This is a genomic window from Geodermatophilus amargosae, assembly GCF_041028265.1.
GTDB lineage: Bacteria > Actinomycetota > Actinomycetes > Mycobacteriales > Geodermatophilaceae > Geodermatophilus > Geodermatophilus amargosae_A.
Window position 1 is genome coordinate 1 of the sequence record NZ_JABGCW010000009.1, and the last position, 20184, is coordinate 20184.

At 74.6% G+C, this 20184-nt stretch carries 17 protein-coding genes and 1 tRNA gene; 11 read left to right on the plus strand and 7 right to left on the minus strand.

Annotated features, from left to right (window positions below; translation table 11 throughout):
- Positions 1 to 93: 93 nt before the first annotated feature.
- The 3 genes from HLV61_RS11415 to HLV61_RS11425 are packed head-to-tail and all read right to left on the minus strand — an operon-like array spanning position 94 to position 1557.
- Positions 94 to 885 carry an NUDIX hydrolase gene (locus tag HLV61_RS11415; protein ID WP_369255421.1) on the minus strand — a complete coding sequence of 264 codons (792 nt, stop codon included), beginning with the start codon at positions 883 to 885 and terminating at the stop codon, positions 94 to 96.
- Entirely contained in the window at positions 882 to 1373 is a 492-nt protein-coding gene (locus HLV61_RS11420) for a RidA family protein (RefSeq protein WP_440284602.1), read from the minus strand. The genes HLV61_RS11415 and HLV61_RS11420 overlap by 4 nt, the downstream gene beginning before the upstream one ends.
- A 10-nt stretch (positions 1374 to 1383) precedes the next feature.
- Positions 1384 to 1557 (minus strand): hypothetical protein, encoded by a 174-nt coding sequence (locus HLV61_RS11425; RefSeq protein ID WP_093577674.1) that lies wholly within the window; start codon positions 1555 to 1557, stop codon positions 1384 to 1386.
- 108 nt (positions 1558 to 1665) lie between these two features.
- Between HLV61_RS11425 and HLV61_RS11430 the strand changes: the two genes are divergently transcribed.
- From HLV61_RS11430 to HLV61_RS11440, 3 genes are read left to right on the plus strand one after another with little or no spacing between them, the layout of a single operon-like run.
- Complete coding sequence (locus tag HLV61_RS11430) at positions 1666 to 2655, plus strand: ArsA-related P-loop ATPase (protein ID WP_369255423.1); 990 nt, start codon at positions 1666 to 1668, stop codon at positions 2653 to 2655.
- Positions 2652 to 3908 (plus strand): ArsA family ATPase, encoded by a 1257-nt coding sequence (locus tag HLV61_RS11435; RefSeq protein WP_369255425.1) that lies wholly within the window; start codon positions 2652 to 2654, stop codon positions 3906 to 3908. Before HLV61_RS11430 ends, HLV61_RS11435 begins: the two co-directional genes overlap by 4 nt.
- 41 nt (positions 3909 to 3949) lie before the next feature.
- Positions 3950 to 6181, plus strand: a complete 2232-nt coding sequence (locus HLV61_RS11440; protein WP_369255427.1) for a transglycosylase domain-containing protein — start codon at positions 3950 to 3952, stop codon at positions 6179 to 6181.
- A 10-nt stretch (positions 6182 to 6191) separates the two neighbouring features.
- On the opposite strand, the gene HLV61_RS11445 is transcribed toward HLV61_RS11440, so the two are convergent.
- Positions 6192 to 6644 (minus strand): GatB/YqeY domain-containing protein, encoded by a 453-nt coding sequence (locus HLV61_RS11445; protein WP_369255429.1) that lies wholly within the window; start codon positions 6642 to 6644, stop codon positions 6192 to 6194.
- 83 nt (positions 6645 to 6727) lie between these two features.
- Between HLV61_RS11445 and HLV61_RS11450 the strand changes: the two genes are divergently transcribed.
- The 5 genes from HLV61_RS11450 to HLV61_RS11470 all read left to right on the plus strand — a co-directional run bounded on the left by HLV61_RS11450 (position 6728) and on the right by HLV61_RS11470 (position 12125).
- Positions 6728 to 7639, plus strand: coding sequence for a metallophosphoesterase (locus HLV61_RS11450; protein ID WP_369255431.1), 912 nt, complete (start codon positions 6728 to 6730; stop codon positions 7637 to 7639).
- 49 nt (positions 7640 to 7688) lie between these two features.
- Positions 7689 to 7762, plus strand: a tRNA-Pro gene (locus HLV61_RS11455).
- A gap of 91 nt (positions 7763 to 7853) precedes the next feature.
- On the plus strand, positions 7854 to 9200 hold the full coding sequence (locus HLV61_RS11460; RefSeq protein WP_369255433.1) for a hemolysin family protein: 1347 nt from the start codon (positions 7854 to 7856) through the stop codon (positions 9198 to 9200).
- On the plus strand, positions 9197 to 10324 hold the full coding sequence (locus HLV61_RS11465) for a hemolysin family protein (protein WP_369255435.1): 1128 nt from the start codon (positions 9197 to 9199) through the stop codon (positions 10322 to 10324). Before HLV61_RS11460 ends, HLV61_RS11465 begins: the two co-directional genes overlap by 4 nt.
- Before the next feature lie 4 nt (positions 10325 to 10328).
- Positions 10329 to 12125: a S9 family peptidase gene (locus HLV61_RS11470; RefSeq protein ID WP_369255437.1), complete on the plus strand. Its 1797-nt coding sequence runs from the start codon at positions 10329 to 10331 to the stop codon at positions 12123 to 12125.
- Here HLV61_RS11470 and HLV61_RS11475 read toward each other — a convergent pair.
- From HLV61_RS11475 to HLV61_RS11485, 3 genes are read right to left on the minus strand one after another with little or no spacing between them, the layout of a single operon-like run.
- Complete coding sequence (locus HLV61_RS11475; protein WP_369255439.1) at positions 12058 to 13323, minus strand: glycosyltransferase 87 family protein; 1266 nt, start codon at positions 13321 to 13323, stop codon at positions 12058 to 12060. The genes HLV61_RS11470 and HLV61_RS11475 overlap by 68 nt on opposite strands.
- Before the next feature lie 14 nt (positions 13324 to 13337).
- Positions 13338 to 14387: an aspartate-semialdehyde dehydrogenase gene (locus HLV61_RS11480; RefSeq protein ID WP_369255441.1), complete on the minus strand. Its 1050-nt coding sequence runs from the start codon at positions 14385 to 14387 to the stop codon at positions 13338 to 13340.
- Positions 14384 to 15652: an aspartate kinase gene (locus HLV61_RS11485; protein WP_369255443.1), complete on the minus strand. Its 1269-nt coding sequence runs from the start codon at positions 15650 to 15652 to the stop codon at positions 14384 to 14386. Before HLV61_RS11485 ends, HLV61_RS11480 begins: the two co-directional genes overlap by 4 nt.
- 94 nt (positions 15653 to 15746) lie before the next feature.
- On the opposite strand from HLV61_RS11485, the gene HLV61_RS11490 reads away from it, so the two are divergent.
- The 3 genes from HLV61_RS11490 to leuA all read left to right on the plus strand — a co-directional run bounded on the left by HLV61_RS11490 (position 15747) and on the right by leuA (position 20184).
- Positions 15747 to 17339, plus strand: a complete 1593-nt coding sequence (locus tag HLV61_RS11490; protein ID WP_369255445.1) for a phospholipase D family protein — start codon at positions 15747 to 15749, stop codon at positions 17337 to 17339.
- 277 nt (positions 17340 to 17616) lie between these two features.
- Complete coding sequence (locus HLV61_RS11495) at positions 17617 to 18273, plus strand: helix-turn-helix domain-containing protein (RefSeq protein WP_369255447.1); 657 nt, start codon at positions 17617 to 17619, stop codon at positions 18271 to 18273.
- A gap of 174 nt (positions 18274 to 18447) precedes the next feature.
- Positions 18448 to 20184 (plus strand): 2-isopropylmalate synthase, encoded by a 1737-nt coding sequence (leuA, locus tag HLV61_RS11500; RefSeq protein WP_440284607.1) that lies wholly within the window; start codon positions 18448 to 18450, stop codon positions 20182 to 20184.

Here is a 20184-nt window from a genome sequence, read left to right on the forward strand (position 1 = left end):
GCCGGTGGCGGGCCCGGAGGGTCCCCGCCGGACGCGGCGGTGGGGCGCAGCCCAGCCGGGGGACGGCACCTGGCCGCCGTGTGACCCGGAGGGTCACGAAGGAAGCGGCACGACCAGACCGATGCGGGTGCCGTCGGGGAGCTCGGCGAAGCGTCCCTCGGGCGTGGTCCTCAGCTCCGGCATGATCGGGTGCAGGGGCTCCGGCGGGGAGCCGGCCAGCGCGGCCGCCACGTCGCGGAACGCCGACAGCTGGCGCAGGGTGTGGATGGTCGGCGGCAGCATCGGCCGGGTGCCCGCCCGCATCTGCGCCAGCGCGGCCTCCGGCGTCAGCCAGCTGGCCTCGTCGGCCTCACCGGAGACGTCCCGGGCCTCCTGGCCCACGGGCAGCGCCGCGGCGAAGAACCGGGTGTCGTAGCGCCGGGTCTCCTGCGGCGGGGTGATCCAGTGCGCGAAGGGCCGCAGCAGGTCCGCGCGCACCGCCAGCCCGCGGGTGGCCAGCAGCTCGGCCAGCGACAGCTCACGGGTCAGCAGCGCCTGCCGCTGCGCCTCCCAGTCGTCCCCGGAGACGTCCGGCACGACGTCGGCGCCGTCGGGCGAGCCGGCCAGCAGCACGCCGGCCTCCTCGAAGGTCTCGCGGACGGCGGCGCACACCAGCTCGCGCGCGGTCCGCTCGTCGCAGCCCAGCGCCTGCGCCCACTCGGCGGGCGCCGGCCCGGCCCAGGCGACGTCGGTGTCGCCGTCGCGCCGGTCGACGCCACCGCCCGGGTAGGCGGTCATCCCGCCGGCGAACGGCATCCCGCGCGTGCGACGCAGCAGGTGGACCTCCAGGCCCTGCTCGCCGTCGCGCAGGACCAGGACCGTCGCCGCCGGGCGGATGTCGGTCATCCGCGCAGTTCTACGGTCAGCTCGATCTCGACCGGCGCGCCCAGCGGCAGCTCGGCGACGCCGACCGCGCTGCGGGCGTGCTGGCCGGCCTCGCCGAAGACCTTGCCCAACAGCTCGCTGGCGCCGTTGACCACCCGCGGCTGGCCGCTGAAGCCCTCGGCGCTGGCCACGTAGCCGACGACGCGGACGACCCGCGCCACCGAGTCCAGGCCGACCAGGTCGTCGACGGCGGCCAGCGCGTTGAGGGCGCACAGCTTGGCGTCGGCAGCGGCGTCCTCGGGGTCGACCGAGCCGCCCACCTTGCCGGTTCGCCGCAGCCCGCCGTCGACGAAGGGCAGCTGGCCGGAGGTGAACACCAGCTGCCCGGTGCGCACGGCCGGCACGTAGGAGGCGACCGGCGCGGCCACGGGTGGCAGCCGGATGCCCAGCTCGGCCAGGCGGGCGCGCCAGCTCGGCTGCTGCGTCCCCTGCGTCATCCCCTGCGTCACGGCCGGCGCCTCAGGAGAGCGGGCGCTTGAGGTAGGCGACCGGCTGCTCGGGGCCGGTCGGGCCCGGGAGCACCGTCACCAGCTCCCAGCCGTCGACGCCCCACGAGTCGAGGATCGCCTTGGTGTTGTGGATCAGCAGCGGGATGGTGGCGTACTCCCACCTGCGGCGGGCCGGTTCGCTCATGGGGGACGACGCTAGCGCAGGCCGCGGTACCGCTCAGCGGCCCCGCTGCAGGGGCCCGCGCCGAGCTCGCGAGGCGTGGGGGGCAGCGGGGTCCTTACCCTGGTGCGGGTGAGCCCCGACTTCCCCGTGCGCTGCCACGTCGTGACCGGGAAGGGCGGGACCGGGAAGACCACCGTCGCCGCCGCCCTGGCCCTGGCCCTGGCGTCCGAGGGACGCACCGTCCTGCTGGTCGAGTGCGAGGGGCGGCAGGGCATCGCCCAGCTCTTCGACACCGCGCCGCTGCCCTACGAGGAGCGCCGCGTGGCGGTCACCCGCGGCGGGGGTGAGGTGCGGGCCCTGGCGATCGACGTCGAGGAGGCCCTGCTCGAGTACCTCGAGATGTTCTACAACCTCCGCCGGGCCGGCCGGGCGCTGCGCAAGATGGGCGCGGTCGACTTCGCCACGACGATCGCCCCGGGCCTGCGCGACGTGCTGATCACCGGCAAGGTCAAGGAGGCCGTCACCCGCCGCCAGGACGGCCGGCGCGTCTACGACGCGGTCGTCGTCGACGCGCCCCCGACCGGGCGGATCACCAAGTTCCTCAACGTCACCGGGGAGATGTCCGAGCTGACCCGCTCCGGCCCGATCAAGACCCAGAGCGACGGCGTCATGGCGGTGCTGCGCTCGCCGCAGACCGCGGTGCACCTCGTCACGCTGCTCGAGGACATGCCCGTGCAGGAGACCGCGGACGCCATCGCCGAGCTCACCGAGGCCCGCCTGCCGGTGGGGTCGGTGATCGTCAACATGGCCAGCGAGCCGGTGCTCCCGGAGGCCGCCCTCGCGCGGGCCGTGGAGGGCGCGGTCACCGGCGCCGACCTCGCGCCCGGGCTGGCCGCGGCGGGCCTGCCCGACGACCCGGCGCTGGCCGAGGCGCTGGCCACCGAGGCGATCGAGCACGCGCAGCGGTGGGCCGCCCAGGACGCGCTGCGCGCCCGGGTGGAGACGCTGGGCCGCCCGCTGGCCGAGCTGCCGCTGCTGCCCGGCCCGATGGACCTCGGGTGCCTGTTCGAGCTGGCCGGCCGGCTCGAGGAGCACCTGGCCGCGGAGGTGGCCGCGTGAGCGCCGCGGAGGAGACGACACCCCGCCCGGCCCGCGCCGCCGCCCGCCCGGCGGCCGAGCGGCAGGCGCCGTCCATGGACCTCGCCGCGCTGATCGGGGACGCCGACACCCGGATCCTCGTGTGCTGCGGCTCGGGTGGCGTCGGCAAGACCACGACGTCGGCCGCGCTGGCCCTGGCCGCCGCGGAGGCCGGCCGGCGGGTCGTCGTCCTCACCATCGACCCGGCCCGGCGGCTCGCGCAGTCCCTGGGCCTGGTGGAGCTGGACAACGAGCCGCGGCGGGTGGACGTCCCGGGGGCCGCGGGCGAGCTGCACGCGATGATGCTGGACATGAAGCGGACGTTCGATGACATCGTCGTCTCGCACTCGACGCCCGAGCGGGCCGAGCAGATCCTGGCCAACCCCTTCTACCAGACCCTGTCGTCCTCGTTCTCCGGGACGCAGGAGTACATGGCGATGGAGAAGCTCGGCCAGCTGCGCGCGTCCGACACCTGGGACCTCATCATCGTCGACACGCCCCCGTCCCGGTCGGCGCTGGACTTCCTCGACGCGCCCAACCGGATGAGCCGCTTCCTCGACGGCACCATGATCCGGCTGCTCACGGCCCCCGCGCGGGCCGGCGGGCGGGCCGGGTTCAAGTTCGCCAGCGCCGGCTTCATGATCTTCACGCGGATCATCAGCAAGGTCCTCGGCGGCCAGCTGCTGCGCGACATCTCCGCCTTCGTCAGCGCCCTGGACACGATGTTCGGGGGCTTCCGCGAGCGGGCCACCGCCACCTACGAGCTGCTGCGCCGGCCGGGCACCTGGTTCGTCGTCGTCGCGACGCCGGAGCCCGACGCCCTGCGCGAGGCCTCCTACTTCGTCGACCGGCTCTCCTCCGAGGGCATGCCCCTGGCCGGGCTGGTGCTCAACCGGACCCACCCGCCGGCCAGCACGCGGCTGTCGGCCACCCGCGCCGAGACCGCGGCCGAGGCCGCCGCCGAGACCGGGGACGGCGACCCCGCCGTCGCCCTGGCCGCCGGCGCGCTGCGGGTGCACGCCGAGCGGATGACGCTGGCCGCCCGCGAGCAGCGGCTGGCCGACCGGTTCACCAGCGCGCACCCGGAGGTGGGGATGCGGGCGGTCCCGGCGGCCGCCGGCGACGTCCACGACCTCGACGGGCTGCGCACGATGGCCGAGGCGCTGACCGGTCCCGACGCCGACACGCCGACGGGCGTCCCGCGGACCCGGGTGTTGCCCGCGCGCCGCGCCTGAACCGCGCTGGGGGGTCCGCGCGCGCCGTACCCTTCCGGGTGATGTCTGCTCCCTCCCGCGCCCGGGTCCTGGGCAAGCTCGCCGCGTTCATCGTGGTGGCCGGCGCACTCGTCGCCGGCATGCTGTTCCCCCTCGTCGGCGGCACCGGGCTGGCGGCACGCAACTCCGCGTCCCTGCTCGACGCGCTGCCGGTGGAGCTCACCGACGCCACCCCCGCGGGCAACTCCCGCGTGCTGGCCGCGGACGGCTCGCTGATCACGAACTTCTACAACCACAACCGCACGGTCGTGGGCTCCGACCAGATCGCCGACGTGATGAAGCAGGCGCTGGTCGACATCGAGGACTCGCGCTTCTACGACCACAACGGCCTGGACGTGCAGGGCACGCTGCGCGCCGCGGTGACCAACGTGGCCGCGGGCTCGGTGCAGGAGGGCGGCTCGACGATCACCCAGCAGCTGGTCAAGCAGACCCTGCTGGAGACCGCCGACAGCGCCGAGGAGCGCCAGGAGGCCATCGAGCAGGACGGCGTCGAGGGCCTGTCGCGCAAGCTGCGCGAGGCCCGGCTGGCCCTCGCGCTGGAGGAGACCTACTCCAAGGACGAGATCCTCACCCGCTACCTCAACATCGTGTACTTCGGGCAGGGCGCCTACGGCATCCAGGCCGCCGCCCAGCAGTACTTCAGCGTCAACGCCGCCGACCTCACCCTCCCCCAGGCCGCGATGCTGGCCGGGCTGGTGCAGAGCCCGGCCAACGACGACCCGGTCACCAACCCGGAGAACGGGCAGACCCGCCGCAACCAGGTGCTGCAGCGGATGTTCGACCTCGGCCACCTCGAGGGCACGACCGGGGAGCAGCTGGCCGCGCTCATGGCCGAGCCGGTGCAGGTCGCGCCGGGCGTCAGCCCGGCCAACGGCTGCATCGACGCCGCCGTCGGCGGGTTCTTCTGCGCGTTCGCGCAGCAGTACCTGACCCAGACGCTCGGCATCACCCAGGAGCTGCTCGACAACGGCGGCCTGACCATCCAGACGACGCTGAACCCGCAGCTGCAGACCCTCGGCGACCAGGCCGTCCTCAACACCCTGCCGATGGGCGCCGACCTCGCCGGCATGTTCACCGCCGTGCAGCCGGGCACCGGGGCCGTCCTGGCGATGAGCGTCAACCGCCAGTTCGGCTGTGCCGACCCGCAGTGCGAGTCGGTCGTCCTCAACACCGTGGCCAGCCAGGGCGCCGGGTCCACCTACAAGGTCTTCACCGCCGCCGCCGCCCTCGAGGCGGGCATCCCGGCCAACACCGTGATCAGCACGCCCGGCAACCAGTACACCTCGCGCATCTACAACGGCCCCTCCTGCGGCGGCGACCGCGAGCAGTCCAACGGCAAGTACTGCGTGCAGAACGCCGGCAACTACCCCGACACCCTCGACATGGTGGGGGCGCTGGTCCGCTCGTCGAACACCTACTTCCTCGCGATGGAGGACCGCCTCGGAAGCGTCGAGGGCCCGGTGCGCATGGCCGAGCGGATGGGGATGGACTTCGACCAGCCCAACCAGACGCCGGCCGACCAGATCATCGCCGAGAACCGGGGCTCGTTCACCCTCGGCGCCGAGGCCACCAGCCCGCTGGACCTGGCCAACGCCTACGCCACGCTGGCCGCCCAGGGCACCCAGTGCGACCCGGTGCCGGTGACCCAGGTGCTCGACCGGAACGGCCAGCCCCTGACCGGCGACGACGGCCAGCCGCTCGTCACCGGCGGCAACTGCACCCCCGAGGCCATCCCGGCCCCGGTGGCCAACACGCTGGCCAACATCCTCGTCGGCGACGTCGCCCTCCCCGAGGGCACCGGCACCCGGGCCGCCGTGCCCGGCCACGTCATCGCCGGCAAGACCGGTACCTCGCAGAGCAACTTCTCCGCCGCCTTCGTGGGCGTCATGCCGGAGTACGCGGCCAGCGTGATGGTGCTCAACCCGAAGCAGAACCAGAACGTCGGCGGCTTCGGCGGCAACAAGCCGGCCACCATCTGGCACGACGCGATGGCGCCGTTCCTCGCCGACAAGCCGACGTCGGCCTTCGCGCCGGCCGACCCGGTGCTGATGGGCGCGGGCCGCCCGGCCCCGCCGCCGGCCCAGCCGACGCAGGGCGCCGGGCAGGCGGCTCCGGACCAGGAGACGACGCCGGACCAGGGCACCCCCGAGCAGACCGACCCGGGCACCGCGAACGGCTGGGGCGGCAACGGCGGCAACGGCGGCCGGGGCGGCGCCGGCGGCTTCGGCAACTAGCGGCCGGCGCTCAGCCGAGCTGGCGGCGGACCTCCGCGGCCACCCGGGCACCCTCGGCCCGGCCCGCGACGACCGCGTTGGCCGCACCCATCACCTTCCCCATGTCCCTCGTGCCGGTCGCGCCGGTGGTGGTGACCGCGTCGGCGACGATGGCGGCGAGATCGGCGTCGTCGAGCTGGGCGGGCAGGTAGCCGGCGACCACCTCGCCCTCCGCCCGCTCGCGCGCGGACTGCTCGGCGCGGCCGGCGGACTCGAACGCCTCGGCGGCCTCGCGGCGGCGCTTGGCCTCGCGGCGCAGCACGCCGAGCACCTCGTCGTCGGACAGCTCGCGGGCCTCCTTGCCGGCGACCTCCTCCGCGCTGACCGCCGCGAGCACCATCCGGAGCGTGGCGGTGCGCAGCTCGTCGCGGGACTTCATGGCGGTGGTCAGGTCGGCGCGCAGTTGGTCCTTGAGGGCAGACACGCCGCCCAGCCTGGCACGGCGCCCCCCGCCGGGCACCCGTCGGCCACCGGCCCGGTCCGGCGACGGCCCGTAGGCTCGGGCCCGTGCGCTGGTACACCGCCCTCCCCACGGCCACCGTCGCGGCGGGCGCCTCCACGGTCGCCTACGCGTCCCTGGTCGAGCGCAACCACTGGACCCTGCGCCGCTTCGACGTCCCCGTGCTCGCCCCCGGTTCCGCGCCGCTGACCGTGCTGCACCTGTCGGACCTGCACATGACCGCGGGGCAGCGGTCGAAGCGGGACTGGGTGGCCGCCCTGGACGGCCTCGAGCCCGACCTGGTCGTCGACACCGGGGACAACCTGGCCGGGACCGACGCCGTGCCGACGGTGCTGCAGGCACTGGACCCGCTGCTCGACCGGCCCGGCGCCTTCGTCACCTCCTCCAACGACTACTACGCGCCGCGGCCGAAGAACCCCCTCAGCTACCTGACCGCCCCCGACAAGCGGGTCCACGGCACCCACCTGCCTTGGCAGGACCTGCGCGACGGGCTGACCGGCCGCGGCTGGCTGGACCTCACCAACGCCCGCGGCGAGCTCTCCGTGGCCGGCCGCCGGATCGTGTTCGCCGGCTGCGACGACCCGCACATCCAGCGGGACCGCTACGACCTCGTCGAGGGCCCGGCCGACCCGACGGCGGACCTGCGCATCGGCGTCGTCCACTCCCCCGAGCCGCGGGTGCTCGACCGCTTCGCCGCCGACGGCTACGACCTGCTGCTGTGCGGGCACACGCACGGCGGGCAGCTGCGGGTGCCGTTCTACGGCGCGCTGGTCACCAACTGCGGCATCGACCGGGACCGGGTCCGCTGGCTGCACCGGTGGGCCGAGCCCGCGCCCGGACGGCCGAACGGCACCTGGCTGCACGTGTCCGCGGGGCTGGGCACGAGCCCCTACGCGCCCGCCCGGTTCGCCTGCCCGCCCGAGGCGACGCTGCTCACGCTGACCGCGCGCACCCCCTGACCCGCCGCCGGGCCGGTCGCGCGGCTCGGCTACAGTGGTCGGGGAACGCCGGGGTGTGGCGCAGCTTGGTAGCGCGCGTCGTTCGGGACGACGAGGCCGCAGGTTCAAATCCTGTCACCCCGACTCCAGCAGAGGGGCCGCCGGAAGGCGGCCTCTCTGCCGTTCCGGGCCCGTTCCGGTTGAGGGCGGTGCGCAGCGGGCACCGACGGACCCGATGACCGAGTGGCTGCTCCTCCTCGCCGCCGTGGTGCTCACGGCACTCACCGGCTTCTTCGTCGCCGCCGAGTTCTCCCTCACGACCGTGGACCGCGGTCGTGCCGAGGAGGCCGCCCGGGCCGGTGACGCGGGCGCCGGCGGCGTCGTGACGGCGCTCAAGTCGCTGTCCACCCAGCTCTCGGCCGCCCAGCTGGGCATCACGCTGACCACCCTCGTCGTCGGCTACCTCGCCGAGCCCGCGATCGGCCAGCTCCTGCACGGCCCGCTCGAGGCGCTCGGGCTGTCCCAGGGAGCGGCCACGGGCGTCTCCTACGGCCTGGCGCTGGCGCTGGCGACGACGCTGCAGATGCTGCTCGGCGAGCTCGGCCCGAAGAACCTCGCCATCGCCAACCCGCTCGGCGTCGCCCGCTTCGTCGCGCCGGGCATGCGGGCGTTCACCGCGGCCACCGGCGTCCTCCTCAACGCCCTGCAGCGCCTGGCCAACGCCATCGTGCGGCGGCTGGGCTTCGAGCCGCGCGAGGAGCTGGACTCCGCGCGCGGCGCCGACGAGCTGGCCGCCGTCGCCCGCCGCTCGGCGGAGGAGGGCGACCTCTCCCCCGTCGCCGCGCGGCTGCTGCAGCGCTCCCTGGGCCTGCGTGCCAAGTACGCCACCGACGTCATGACCCCGCGCACCCGGCTGTGGACGCTCCGGGCCAGCGCCACCGCCGCCGACGTCATCACCGCGGCCACCCAGTCGGGCAACTCCCGCTTCCCCGTCTACGGCTCCGACCTCGACGAGGTGACCGGCGTGGTGCACGTCAAGCGCGCGGTCGCCGTCCCGGAGGCCGAGCGCTCCCGGCGCACCGCCGGCGAGCTGGCCGACCCGGTGCTCGCGGTGCCGTCGTCGCTGCGCCTGGAGCGCCTGATGGACCTGCTGCGCGAGCAGGGCCTGCAGATCGCGCTCGTCGTCGACGAGTGGGGCGCCACGCACGGCGTCGTGACGCTGGAGGACATCATCGAGGAGCTGGTCGGCGAGATCACCGACGAGACCGACCGGCCGCTGCGCACGCTGCGCCGCATCGGGGACGGCCAGTGGATGCTGTCCGGTCTCCTGCGGCCCGACGAGGTGCTCGAGCGGACGGGGATCGCGGTGCCCGAGGGCCGCTACGAGACCCTCGCCGGTTTCCTCGCCGAGCAGCTGCAGCGACTCCCCGAGGAGGGCGACACCGTGGAGCTCGAGCGGGCCCGGCTGACCGTGGAGACGCTCGACGGACGGCGGATCGCCCGGGTGCGGGCCGAGCTGACCGTCGTCCTCCCACCGGGCGCCACGGCCTCGCGGCTGCGTGTGGAGAGGGCCGCGGCATGAGCGACGTCGTCAGCCTGCTGATCCTGGTCGCGCTGCTGCTGGGCAACGCCTTCTTCGTCGCCGCGGAGTTCGCGCTGGTGTCCGCGCGGGTCGACCAGATCGAGCCGCGGGCGGAGGCCGGCTCCGCGCGGGCGGTCAAGACCCTGGCCGCGATGCGCAACGTCTCCCAGATGATGGCCGGCGCCCAGCTGGGCATCACGCTGTGCTCGCTGGGGCTCGGCGCGGTCGGCGAGCCCGCCGTCGCCCACCTCATCGAGGCACCGCTGCACGCCCTCGGCGTGCCCGACGCGCTGCTGCACCCGATCGCGCTGGTCATCGCGCTGTCGATCGTGACCGTGCTGCACATGGTGCTCGGCGAGATGGTGCCGAAGAACATCACCCTCGCCGGGCCGGACAACGCGGCGATCGCGCTCGGGCCGCCGCTGGCCGCCTTCACCCGGCTGCTCAAGCCGGTGATCTGGGCCTTCAACACCACGGCCAACGCCTTCGTGCGGCTGTTCGGCGCGACCCCCACCGACGAGATCGCCGCCAGCTTCGACGAGACCGAGATCCGCTCGATGATCACGCAGTCGCGGCAGGAGGGCCTGCTCGGCTCCGAGGTCAGCGAGCTGGCCGCCGGAGCGCTGCAGTTCGAGCAGCACACCGTCGAGGACGTGCTGCTGCCGATGGACACCGTGGTGACCGTGCCCCGCTCCACCACGCCACGGCAGCTGGAGGCCGTCGTCGCCGAGCACGGGTTCAGCCGCTACCCGGTCCAGGGCGACGACGGCGCCCTGCTCGGCTTCGTGCACGTCAAGGACGCCCTCGGGGTCGGCGGCGCGGACCGCGACCGGCCGCTGCCCGACGAGCTCGTGACGCGGCTGGTGCCGATCGCGCCGGACACCAAGCTGCCCGAGGTGCTGTCGGAGATGCGGGCGCAGGGATCGCACCTCGGCGGCGTGGTCGACGCCGGCGGCGGGGAGCGGCGGACCGTGGGCCTGGTGGCCCTGGAGGACGTGCTGGAGCTGCTCATCGGCGACGTCCGCGACGCCGCGGCCCAGCAGGACCGGGTCATCGCCGACCGGGCCGCCCGCGAGCGGGGCCGGGGCGGACAGCCGGCCGGCGCGGGCGCCGGGGGAAGATGACCGGGTGAGCGCCCCCGTCCTGTCCCCGGAGGTCACCACCCGCTGGCAGGCGCGCTTCCGCGCGCCCCGCGTCAGCCTGCCCGACTGGGCGCTGCACGCGCCGCAGCGGTGCCTGTACGCCTCCGACGTGAGCGGCGTCGTCGAGCAGTACGCGTGGGACCGCACCACCGATGCGCACCGCCAGGCCACCGACCGGCCCAACGGCACGCTGATGGGCACGCTGTCCCCCGACGGCGAGACGATCTGGTGGTTCGCCGACACCGACGGCGACGAGTTCGGCGTCTGGATGGTGCAGCCGTTCGCGGGCGGGGAGGACCGGGTCGCGGTACCGGAGGTGGGCCCGGCCTACCCCGCGGGCCTGGAGATCGGCGACTCGCTGGTCGCGATCGGCCGGTCCACCGACGACGGCAGCGAGCTGTGGCTGGCTCCCGCCGGCAGCACGCCGCGGGTGGTCTACCGGCACGAGGACCCCGCCTCGGTCGACGCCCTCACCCTCGACGACGAGCTGCTGGTCGTGTCGCACTCCGAGCACGGCGACCCGCGCTACCCGGCCCTGCGCGTGCTGCGGACCGCTGACACCACCGAGGAGGCGCCGGCCGTCGTCGCGGAGAAGTGGGACGGCGAGGGCCGCGGCCTGCACGCGCTGGAGTTCGCCCCCCTGCCCGGCGACCGGCGGCTGCTCGTCGGGCACGAGCGGCGCGGGCGCGAGGAGCTGTTGGTCTGGGACGTCGCGGCCGACACCGAGGTGGAGATCGTCCTCGACCTGCCCGGCGACGTCACCGCCGGCTGGTACCCCGACGGCTCGGCGCTGCTCGTCGGGCACGACCACGCCGCCCGCAGCGAGCTCTACCGCTACGACCTCGGCACCGGGACGCTGGAGCGGCTGGACACCCCCTCCGGCGTCGTCCGCGGCGCCACCGCCCGGCCCGACGGCTCCGTGGAGCTGGCCTGGTCCTCCTCGCAGCTCCCGCCGGTGATCCGCCGCGCCGACGGCCCGGTGGTGCTGGCCGCGCCCGGCGAGGAACCGCCGGCGGCCCACCCGGTCGAGGACCGCTGGGTGCCCGGCCCCGGCGGCGACGTGCACGCGCTGGTCGTGCGGCCCGCCGGGGAGGCGCCGTACGCGGCGGCGTTCCTGGTGCACGGCGGGCCCGAGTCGGCCGACGACGACTCCTACCGCGCCCGCCGGGCCGCCTACGTCGACGCCGGCTACGCGGTCGTGCACGTCAACTACCGCGGCTCGACCGGCTACGGCAGCGCCTGGCGCGACGCGCTCACCGGCCGGCCGGGGCCCACCGAGCTCGAGGACGTCGCCGCCGTCTACGACGCGCTGGTCGCCGAGGGCTTCCTCGACCCGGCGCGGGCGGTGCTCACCGGCGGGTCGTGGGGCGGCTTCCTCACCCTGCTGGGCCTGGGCACGCAGCCCGAGCGCTGGGCCGCCGGCATCGCGGAGGTCCCGGTGGCCGACTACCTGGCCGCCTACGAGGACGAGATGGAGGGCCTGCGGGCCTACGACCGGGCGCTGTTCGGCGGCTCCCCCGCCGAGGTGCGCGAGCGCTACGTGCGGTCCTCCCCGATCACCCACGTCGAGCAGGTGCGCGCGCCGGTGCTCGTCGTCGCCGGGGCCAACGACCCGCGCTGCCCGATCCGGCAGATCGAGAACTACCTCGGGGAGCTCGACCGGCTGGGCAAGCCGCACGAGGTGTACCGCTTCGACGCCGGCCACGGCTCGCTGGTCATCGAGGAGACGATCCGGCAGGTCGAGACGGCGCTGTCGTTCGCGCTGCGTCACGTCCGGCCGTGACGCGCGACGGCAGGACGGCGACCACCACCACGGTGAGCAGCAGGTAGAGGTCCTCGACCACGACCCCGAGGACCCCGCCGTCGTGGTGGTGTCCGGGGTCGGCCTCGGCGAACCAGATCGACGACGACGCCAGCACCAGCGCGGCGACGGCGACCAGCGCGCCGGCGGACCGGCGGGAGCGGGCCCACGACGGCGTCCCCGGTGCCGCCGGGCTCCCCGCCGCGACGTCGAGGAGGACGACCAGCGCCGGCACCAGCCAGACGAGGTGGTGCGACCAGGAGATCGGGCTGACCAGGCAGGCGGCCAGCCCGGTGAGCGCGACGCCGGCCAGGTCGTCGCCGGCGCGGGCGGCCCGGACCGCGCGGGTGAGCACCAGCCCCAGGACGGCGACGACCAGGACCAGCCACACCAGCCGCGGGGGCTGCTCCGGGTCGGTGAGCCGCGCCAGCCCGCCCAGCAGCGACTGGTTGGACGTCTTGTCCAGCCGGCCGACCCGGTCGGTCTGCCACAGCGTGGAGGTGAAGAACCGCCACGAGGTGTCCGGCGCGAGCGCGAACGCCAGCCCGGTCGCGAGGGCCCCGGTGCCGGCCGCGACGGCGGCCGCGCGCCAGCGCCGCGTCAGGAGCAGGTACACCAGGAACAGGCCGGGCGTGATCTTCAGCGCCGCGGCCAGCCCGATGCCGGTACCGGCCCACCGCGACCCGCGGCGCAGCGCGGCGACGTCGGCCAGCACCAGCGCCATCAGCACCAGGTTGACCTGGCCGAAGCCGATCGTCTCCCGCACCGGCTCGAGCACGAACAGCAGCGGGACCGCAGCGGAGACGCTGAACCCGACCGGCCACCCGTGCCGCCGGGCCAGCGGGGCGACCAGCCACCAGGTGATGCCGGCGAGGACGAGGAGGTTGAGCGTGGCGTGCACGGCCGCGACCGCCTCGATCGGCAGCAGCGTCATCGGCAGCACCGTGAGCGCGGCGAACGGCGGGTAGGTGAAGCCGTACTGGGTGCGGCCGTAGGTGTAGTCGTAGAGCGGACGGCCCGAGCGCCACCACTCGGCGGCCCCGTCGTAGACGCGCAGGTCGAACCAGTTGTGCCAGGGGTCGTTCGGCACCAGCACGCAGACCAGCGCGACGAGCGCCGCCAGTCCGAGGACCGTGCCGGCCTGGACGGCGACCCGCCGGCCGGTCCCCCGCCGGCCCACGGGTGCCACGGCGCTCAGCGCCGGAGCAGCAGCTCGGCGATCTGGACGGTGTTGAGCGCCGCGCCCTTGCGGAGGTTGTCGTTGCTCACGAACAACACCAGCCCGCGGTCGTCGTCGACGCCCTGGTCCTGCCGGATGCGCCCGACGTAGCTGGGGTCCTGCCCGGCGGCCTGCAGCGGCGTCGGGACGTCGGTGAGCTGCACGCCGGGTGCCTCCGCGAGCAGCTCGGTGGCCCGCGCGACCGTCAGCGGCCGGGCGAACTCGACGTTGAGCGACAGCGAGTGCCCGGTGAACACCGGCACCCGTACGCAGGTGCCCGACACCCGCAGGTCGGGGATGCCGAGGATCTTGCGGCTCTCGTTGCGGAGCTTCTGCTCCTCGTCGGTCTCGAACGAGCCGTCGTCGACCAGCGAGCCGGCCATGGGCAGCACGTTGAAGGCGATCGGGCGCACGTACTTGCGCGGCTCGGGGAAGGCCACCGCGGCGCCGTCGTGGGTCAGCTCGGCGGCCTTGTCGACGACCGCCTTCACCTGCCCGTCGAGTTCCTCGACGCCGGCCACGCCGCTGCCGGACACCGCCTGGTAGGTGCTGGCGACCAGCCGGACCAGCTGCGCCTCGTCGTGCAGCGGCCGGAGCACCGGCATCGCGGCCATCGTGGTGCAGTTCGGGTTGGCGACGATGCCCCTGGGGATGTCGGCCAGGGCGTGCGGGTTGACCTCGGCGACGACCAGCGGCACGTCGGGGTCGCGGCGGAACGCGGAGCTGTTGTCGACGACGGTCACGCCGGCCCCGGCGAACCGCGGCGCCTGCGCCCGCGAGGTGCTCGCGCCCGCGGAGAACAGCGCCACGTCGAGGCCGGCAGGGTCCGCGGTCGCGGCGTCCTCGACGGTGATCTCGCCGTCCCCCCACGGCAGGGTGCTGCCGGCGGAGCGGGCGCTGGCGAAGAACCGCAGCTCGCTGAGCGGGAAGCGCCGCTGGGCGAGGATCTGGCGCATGACGGCGCCGACCTGCCCGGTGGCGCCGACGATCCCGACCCGCAGGCCGTCACTGCTGAACGCGGTCATCGTCCGGTCCCTCCGTAGACCACGGCCTGCGCCTCGTCGGTGCCGAGGTCGAAGGCGTCGTGCACCGCGCGGACGGCGAGGTCGACGTCGGTGTCGCGGCAGACCACGGAGATGCGGATCTCCGAGGTGCTGATGAGCTCGAGGTTCACACCGGCGTCGGCCAGGGCGCCGAAGAAGCGGGCCGAGACGCCGGGGTGGCTGCGCATGCCGGCGCCGACCAGGCTCACCTTGCCGATGTGCTGGTCGAAGCGGACGTCGCTGTAGCCGACCGTGTGCTTCACCTTCTCCAGCGCGGCGAGCGCCGCCGGGCCGTCGCTCTTGGGGAGCGTGAAGGAGATGTCGGCGAGCTTGCTGGTCTCGGCCGACACGTTCTGCACGATCATGTCGATGTTGATCTCGGCGTCGGCGAGCACGCGGAAGAGCTGCGCGGCCTCGCCCGGCCGGTCCGGGACGCCGTAGACGGTGATCTTGCCCTCGCTGCGGTCGTGCGCGACGCCGGTGATGATCGCCTGTTCCACGCTGAGGTCCTCCATCGAGCCGGCCACCACGGTGCCGGGGAGCTGTGAGTAGGAGCTGCGGACGTGCACCGGGATGCCGTAGCGGCGGGCGTACTCGACGCAGCGGAGCACGAGCACCTTCGCGCCGGAGGCCGCGAGCTCGAGCATCTCCTCGTAGGTGACGGTGTCGAGCCGGCGGGCGTTGGGGACGATCCGCGGGTCGGCGGTGAAGACGCCGTCGACGTCGGTGTAGATCTCGCAGACGTCGGCGCGCAGGGCCGCGGCGACGGCGACCGCGGTGGTGTCCGAGCCGCCGCGGCCGAGCGTGGTGATGTCCTTGGTGTCCTGGCTGACGCCCTGGAACCCCGCGACGATGACGATCGACCCCTCGTCGAGCGCCGAGCGCAGCCGGCCGGGCGTGACGTCGATGATCCGCGCCTTGCCGTGGCTGGAGGTGGTGATCACCCCGGCCTGCGAGCCGGTGAACGAGCGGGCCTCGTAGCCGTGCGTGTTGATCGCGATGGCCAGCAGCGCCATGGAGATCCGCTCCCCCGCGGTGAGCAGCATGTCGAGCTCGCGGCCGGGCGGGTCGTCGGTGATCTGCGCGGCCTGGTCGAGCAGCTCGTCGGTGGTGTCACCCATCGCCGAGACCACGACGACGACGTCGTTGCCGGCGTTCTTCTCCGCGACGATGCGCTCCGCGACGCGCTTGATGTGGGCGGCGGAGGCCACGGAGGAGCCACCGTACTTCTGCACGACGAGGGCCACGGGTCCACAGGCTACCGATGCCGGCCGCCGATCCCGTGACCAAGCCCGGCACCGCCCCATTGCGCCCCTTCGCGGCGCGCGCTGTGATCACGGGGTGACCGCTCCCGAGGACTGGCTGCTCAGCGCCGAGGAACGGGGCAACGCGGCCACCGACCTGCCCGCCTGGACCGAGGGCAACCTCGCCGTGCCCCTGGTACACGGCACGGCATACTTCGACCGGCTGGTCGAGTGCGTCCAGGTCCTCGACGAGGACGACCAGCTGTTCTTCACCGACTGGCGCGGGGATCCCGACGAGGAGCTGCGCCCCGGCGGGCCGACGGTCGCGCAGCTGTTCACCGAGGCCGTGCAGCGCGGCGTGACCGTGCGCGGGCTGGTGTGGCGCTCGCACGTGGACTGGCTGTCGTTCAGCTCGCGGGAGAACCGGGCGCTGGACCAGGAGGTCGAGGACGGCGGCGGCCTGGTGGTGCTCGACCAGCGGGTGCGCCGCGGCGGCAGCCACCACCAGAAGCTGGTCGTCTGCCGGCACGACCAGGACGCCACGAAGGACGTCGCCTTCGTGGGCGGCATCGACCTGTGCCACAGCCGCCGCGACGACGCCGACCACCGCGGCGACCCGCAGTCGGTCCCGATGGCGGCGGCCTACGGCCCGACGCCGCCGTGGCACGACGTGCAGCTGATGATCCGCGGCCCGGCGGTCGCGGCGCTGGACACGGTGTTCCGGGAGCGCTGGGACGACCCGATGGACCCCGACCAGGGCAACCCCATCGCCCACGTCGTCGACCGGTTGCGGAAGAGCCGGATGTTCGCCGACCGGCTGGCGCCGCAGCTGCCCGCTCCGCCGCGGATGGGGCCGCACGTGGTGCAGAACCTCCGCACCTATCCGGCCATCCGCCCGCCGTACCGCTTCGCGCCCGACGGGGAGCGCTCGATCGCCCGCGGGTACTCGAAGGCCGTCCGCCGGGCCCGCCGGCTGATCTACCTCGAGGACCAGTACATGTGGTCGGGCGAGGTCGCGCAGCTGTTCGCCGACGCGCTGCGCGAGCACCCCGACCTGCACCTCGTCGTCGTCGTCCCCCGCGTCCCCGACCAGGACGGCGCGATCGGCAAGACGCCGCAGTACGTGGGCCGCTGGCAGGCGCTGGAGATGTGCCGCCGGGCCGGCCGGGACCGGGTGCACGTGTTCGACATCGAGAACCACGAGGGGACGCCGGTCTACGTGCACGCGAAGGTGTGCGTGGTCGACGACGTGTGGGCCAGCGTCGGCAGCGACAACTTCAACCGCCGCTCGTGGACGCACGACAGCGAGCTGTCCAGCGCCGTCCTCGACACGACGCTGGACCCCCGCGAGCCGCGCGACCCCGCCGGCACCGGCGACGGCGCCCGCACCTTCGCCCGGGACCTGCGGCTGGTCCTCGCCCGCGAGCACACCGACCGCGCCGCCGACGGCAGCGAGGACGCCGACCTGCTCGACCCCGCGGCTTTCGTCACCACGCTGGAGGCCCAGGCCGACGAGCTCGACGCCTGGCACGCCGGGGGCCGCCGCGGCCCGCGCCCGCGCGGCCGGCTGCGCCACCACCAGCCCGAGCGCCTCTCCCTGCCCACCCGGCTCTGGGCCACACCGCTGTACCGCCTCGTCGACGACCCGGACGGCCGCCCGCTCCGCCTCCGCCGCCGCGGGGAGTTCTGACCCCGGCGCGCTGTACGTGCGCCGGCCGCCCACGGAGTGATCGCTCCTGAGCGGAGTCGTGCTCTGCCTACCCACGTGGGCAGAGCACGAGCTCGCGCGGACCCCCGACACCTCCCGCCTTCGTGCTGTGCTCACACACGTGTGCAGAGCACGAGTTGGCGCGGACCCCTAGCACCTCCCGCCTTCGTGCTCTGCCCACACGTGTGGGCAGAGCACGAGCTTCCACAGCAGGACATGCCGGCGCTCGGACGGCGTGCCGCGCACGCACGCTGGCCGGGTGTCCGAGTTCGACCTGTCCGGCCTGCTCCGGAGGATCCGCCGCGCCGCGGACCTGTCCCAGCGGGAGCTGGCGCGGAGCGGCGGCGTCCCGGCCTCCACCGTCGCAGCCGCGGAGGCGGGGACGCGCGGACTGGACGCCCGCGCGCTGGCGCGGCTGGCGGCGGTCGCGGGGCTGCGGCTCGTGCTGCTGGACGCCCAGGGCGACGAGGTGGCGCCGATGCACGGCGGCGCCGTCCGGGACGAGGGCGGGCGGCACTTCCCGGCCCACCTCGACACCCGGCACGGCGACGACGGCTGGTGGCACGGGCCGCACCGGTTCGACCGCCGCCCGGTCACGTACACGTTCACCCGCGACCGGACCTGGCGGGACCGGTTCCGGCAGGCGCGCGGTGGGGTCCCCGGCGACCACCAGCTCCCCCGGCCCGGCGACTCGCTGGCCGAGCGGGCCGCGGCCCGGAGGGCGGCCGCGGAGCGGGCCCGCGCCGAGGAGCGCGCGCGGCACCTGGAGGAGGACCGGGGCCGGCCGGGCGTCGGCGGCTTCCGCTGCGAGTGCCCGCCGGCCTGTGAGGAGCTGCTGCTCCACGAGCGCCCGCCCACCCCCGGCCGCCTGGAGCGGCACGCGCCGGACTGCGTGTGCGGCTGCGACCTGAGCTGACCCGCTGCTACCGTGGCCCCGTGCGCGGCAGCCTCCTGCTTACCCGCCGCGGCGAGGCCTCCTCCTAGGTCGGCTCCCTCGCCGCGGAGATCCTGCCGTGGTCGAAGACGTCCCGGCGCCCGCTGACCGCCCCCGGAGCGACAGTCCAGCCCGCGCCAGAGGAGTCACACCACCGTGAGCAGCCCGCAGCACCCGCACGCCCGCAACCCGCAGCGTCCCTCGGGGATGCCGATCTCCCGCTACGCCCCGTTCCAGCAGGTCGACCTGCCCGACCGCACCTGGCCCGACCGCGCCACCACCGCGGCCCCCCGCTGGTGCGCCGTCGACCTGCGCGACGGCAACCAGGCCCTGATCGACCCCATGTCCCCCGACCGCAAGCGCCGCATGTTCGAGCTGCTGGTGCGGATGGGCTACAAGGAGATCGAGGTCGGCTTCCCGGCGGCCAGCCAGACCGACTACGACTTCATCCGCCAGCTCGTCGAGGACGACCTGGTACCCGACGACGTCACGATCCAGGTCCTCACCCAGGCCCGGGACGAGCTGATCGAGCGCACCTTCGAGTCCCTGCGCGGCGCGCGGCAGGCGATCGTGCACCTCTACAACTCGACGAGCACCCTGCAGCGCCGCGTCGTCTTCGCCAGCGACCGCGCCGGCATCGTCGACATCGCCGTCCACGGCGCCCAGCTGGTCCGCAAGCTGGCCGAGCAGGCCGGGGACACCGAGATCCGCTTCGAGTACAGCCCCGAGTCCTTCACCGGCACCGAGCTCGACTTCGCCGTCGAGATCTGCAACGCCGTCACCGACGTGTGGGAGCCGACCCCGGACCGGCCGACCATCCTCAACCTGCCGGCGACCGTCGAGATGGCCGAGCCCACCGTCTACGCCGACCAGGTCGAGTGGATGCACCGCAACCTGGGCCGCCGCGACGCCGTCGTCCTGTCCCTGCACCCGCACAACGACCGCGGCACCGCCGTCGCCGCCGCCGAGCTCGGCTACCGCGCCGGCGCCGACCGCATCGAGGGCTGCCTGTTCGGCAACGGCGAGCGCACCGGCAACGTCGACCTGGTCACCCTGGGCCTGAACCTGTTCAGCCAGGGCATCGACCCGCAGATCGACTTCTCCGACATCGACGACATCCGCCGCACCGTCGAGTACTGCAACCAACTGGGGGTGCACGAGCGGCACCCCTACGGCGGCGACCTGGTCTACACCGCCTTCTCCGGCTCCCACCAGGACGCCATCAACAAGGGTTTCCGGGCGCTGGAGGCCGACGCGGCCGACGCCGGGAAGCCGGTCGACGAGATGCGGTGGGCGGTCCCGTACCTGCCCATCGACCCCAAGGACGTCGGCCGCAGCTACGAGGCCGTCATCCGGGTCAACAGCCAGTCCGGCAAGGGCGGCGTCGCCTACGTCATGAAGACCGAGAACCACCTCGACCTGCCGCGCCGGCTGCAGATCGAGTTCAGCGCCGTCGTGCAGCGGCACACCGACGACGAGGGCGGTGAGGTCACCGCGCAGCAGATGTGGGCCGCCTTCAGCAGCGAGTACCTGCCCGACCCCGACGCCCCGTGGGGCCGCTTCGCCCTCACCGGGCACCGGCACACCACCCACGGCGACCAGCTCGACGAGATGGTGGTCGAGCTGATCGCCGACGGCGTCCCGGTCACCGTGCAGGGCCGCGGCAACGGGCCGATCGCGGCGTTCGTCGAGGCGCTGCGCACCCTCGACGTCGACGTCCGCGTCCTGGACTACGCCGAGCACGCCCTCAGCGCCGGCGGTGACGCCCGTGCCGCCGCCTACGTCGAGTGCGCCGTCGGCGAGCGCGTGCTGTGGGGCGTGGGCATCGACCCGAACATCGTCAGCGCGTCGCTGCGCGCGGTGGTCTCCGCGGTCAACCGCGCCCAGCGCTGA

Coding starts and splice junctions, on each gene's coding strand:
- HLV61_RS11465 (WP_369255435.1), top strand. CDS start 9,197: ATGAGCGACGTCGTCAGCCTGCTGATCCTGGTCGCGCTGCTGCTGGGC.
- HLV61_RS11480 (WP_369255441.1), bottom strand. CDS start 14,387: ATGACCGCGTTCAGCAGTGACGGCCTGCGGGTCGGGATCGTCGGCGCC.
- HLV61_RS11415 (WP_369255421.1), bottom strand. CDS start 885: ATGACCGACATCCGCCCGGCGGCGACGGTCCTGGTCCTGCGCGACGGC.
- HLV61_RS11440 (WP_369255427.1), top strand. CDS start 3,950: ATGTCTGCTCCCTCCCGCGCCCGGGTCCTGGGCAAGCTCGCCGCGTTC.
- HLV61_RS11425 (WP_093577674.1), bottom strand. CDS start 1,557: ATGAGCGAACCGGCCCGCCGCAGGTGGGAGTACGCCACCATCCCGCTG.
- HLV61_RS11460 (WP_369255433.1), top strand. CDS start 7,854: ATGACCGAGTGGCTGCTCCTCCTCGCCGCCGTGGTGCTCACGGCACTC.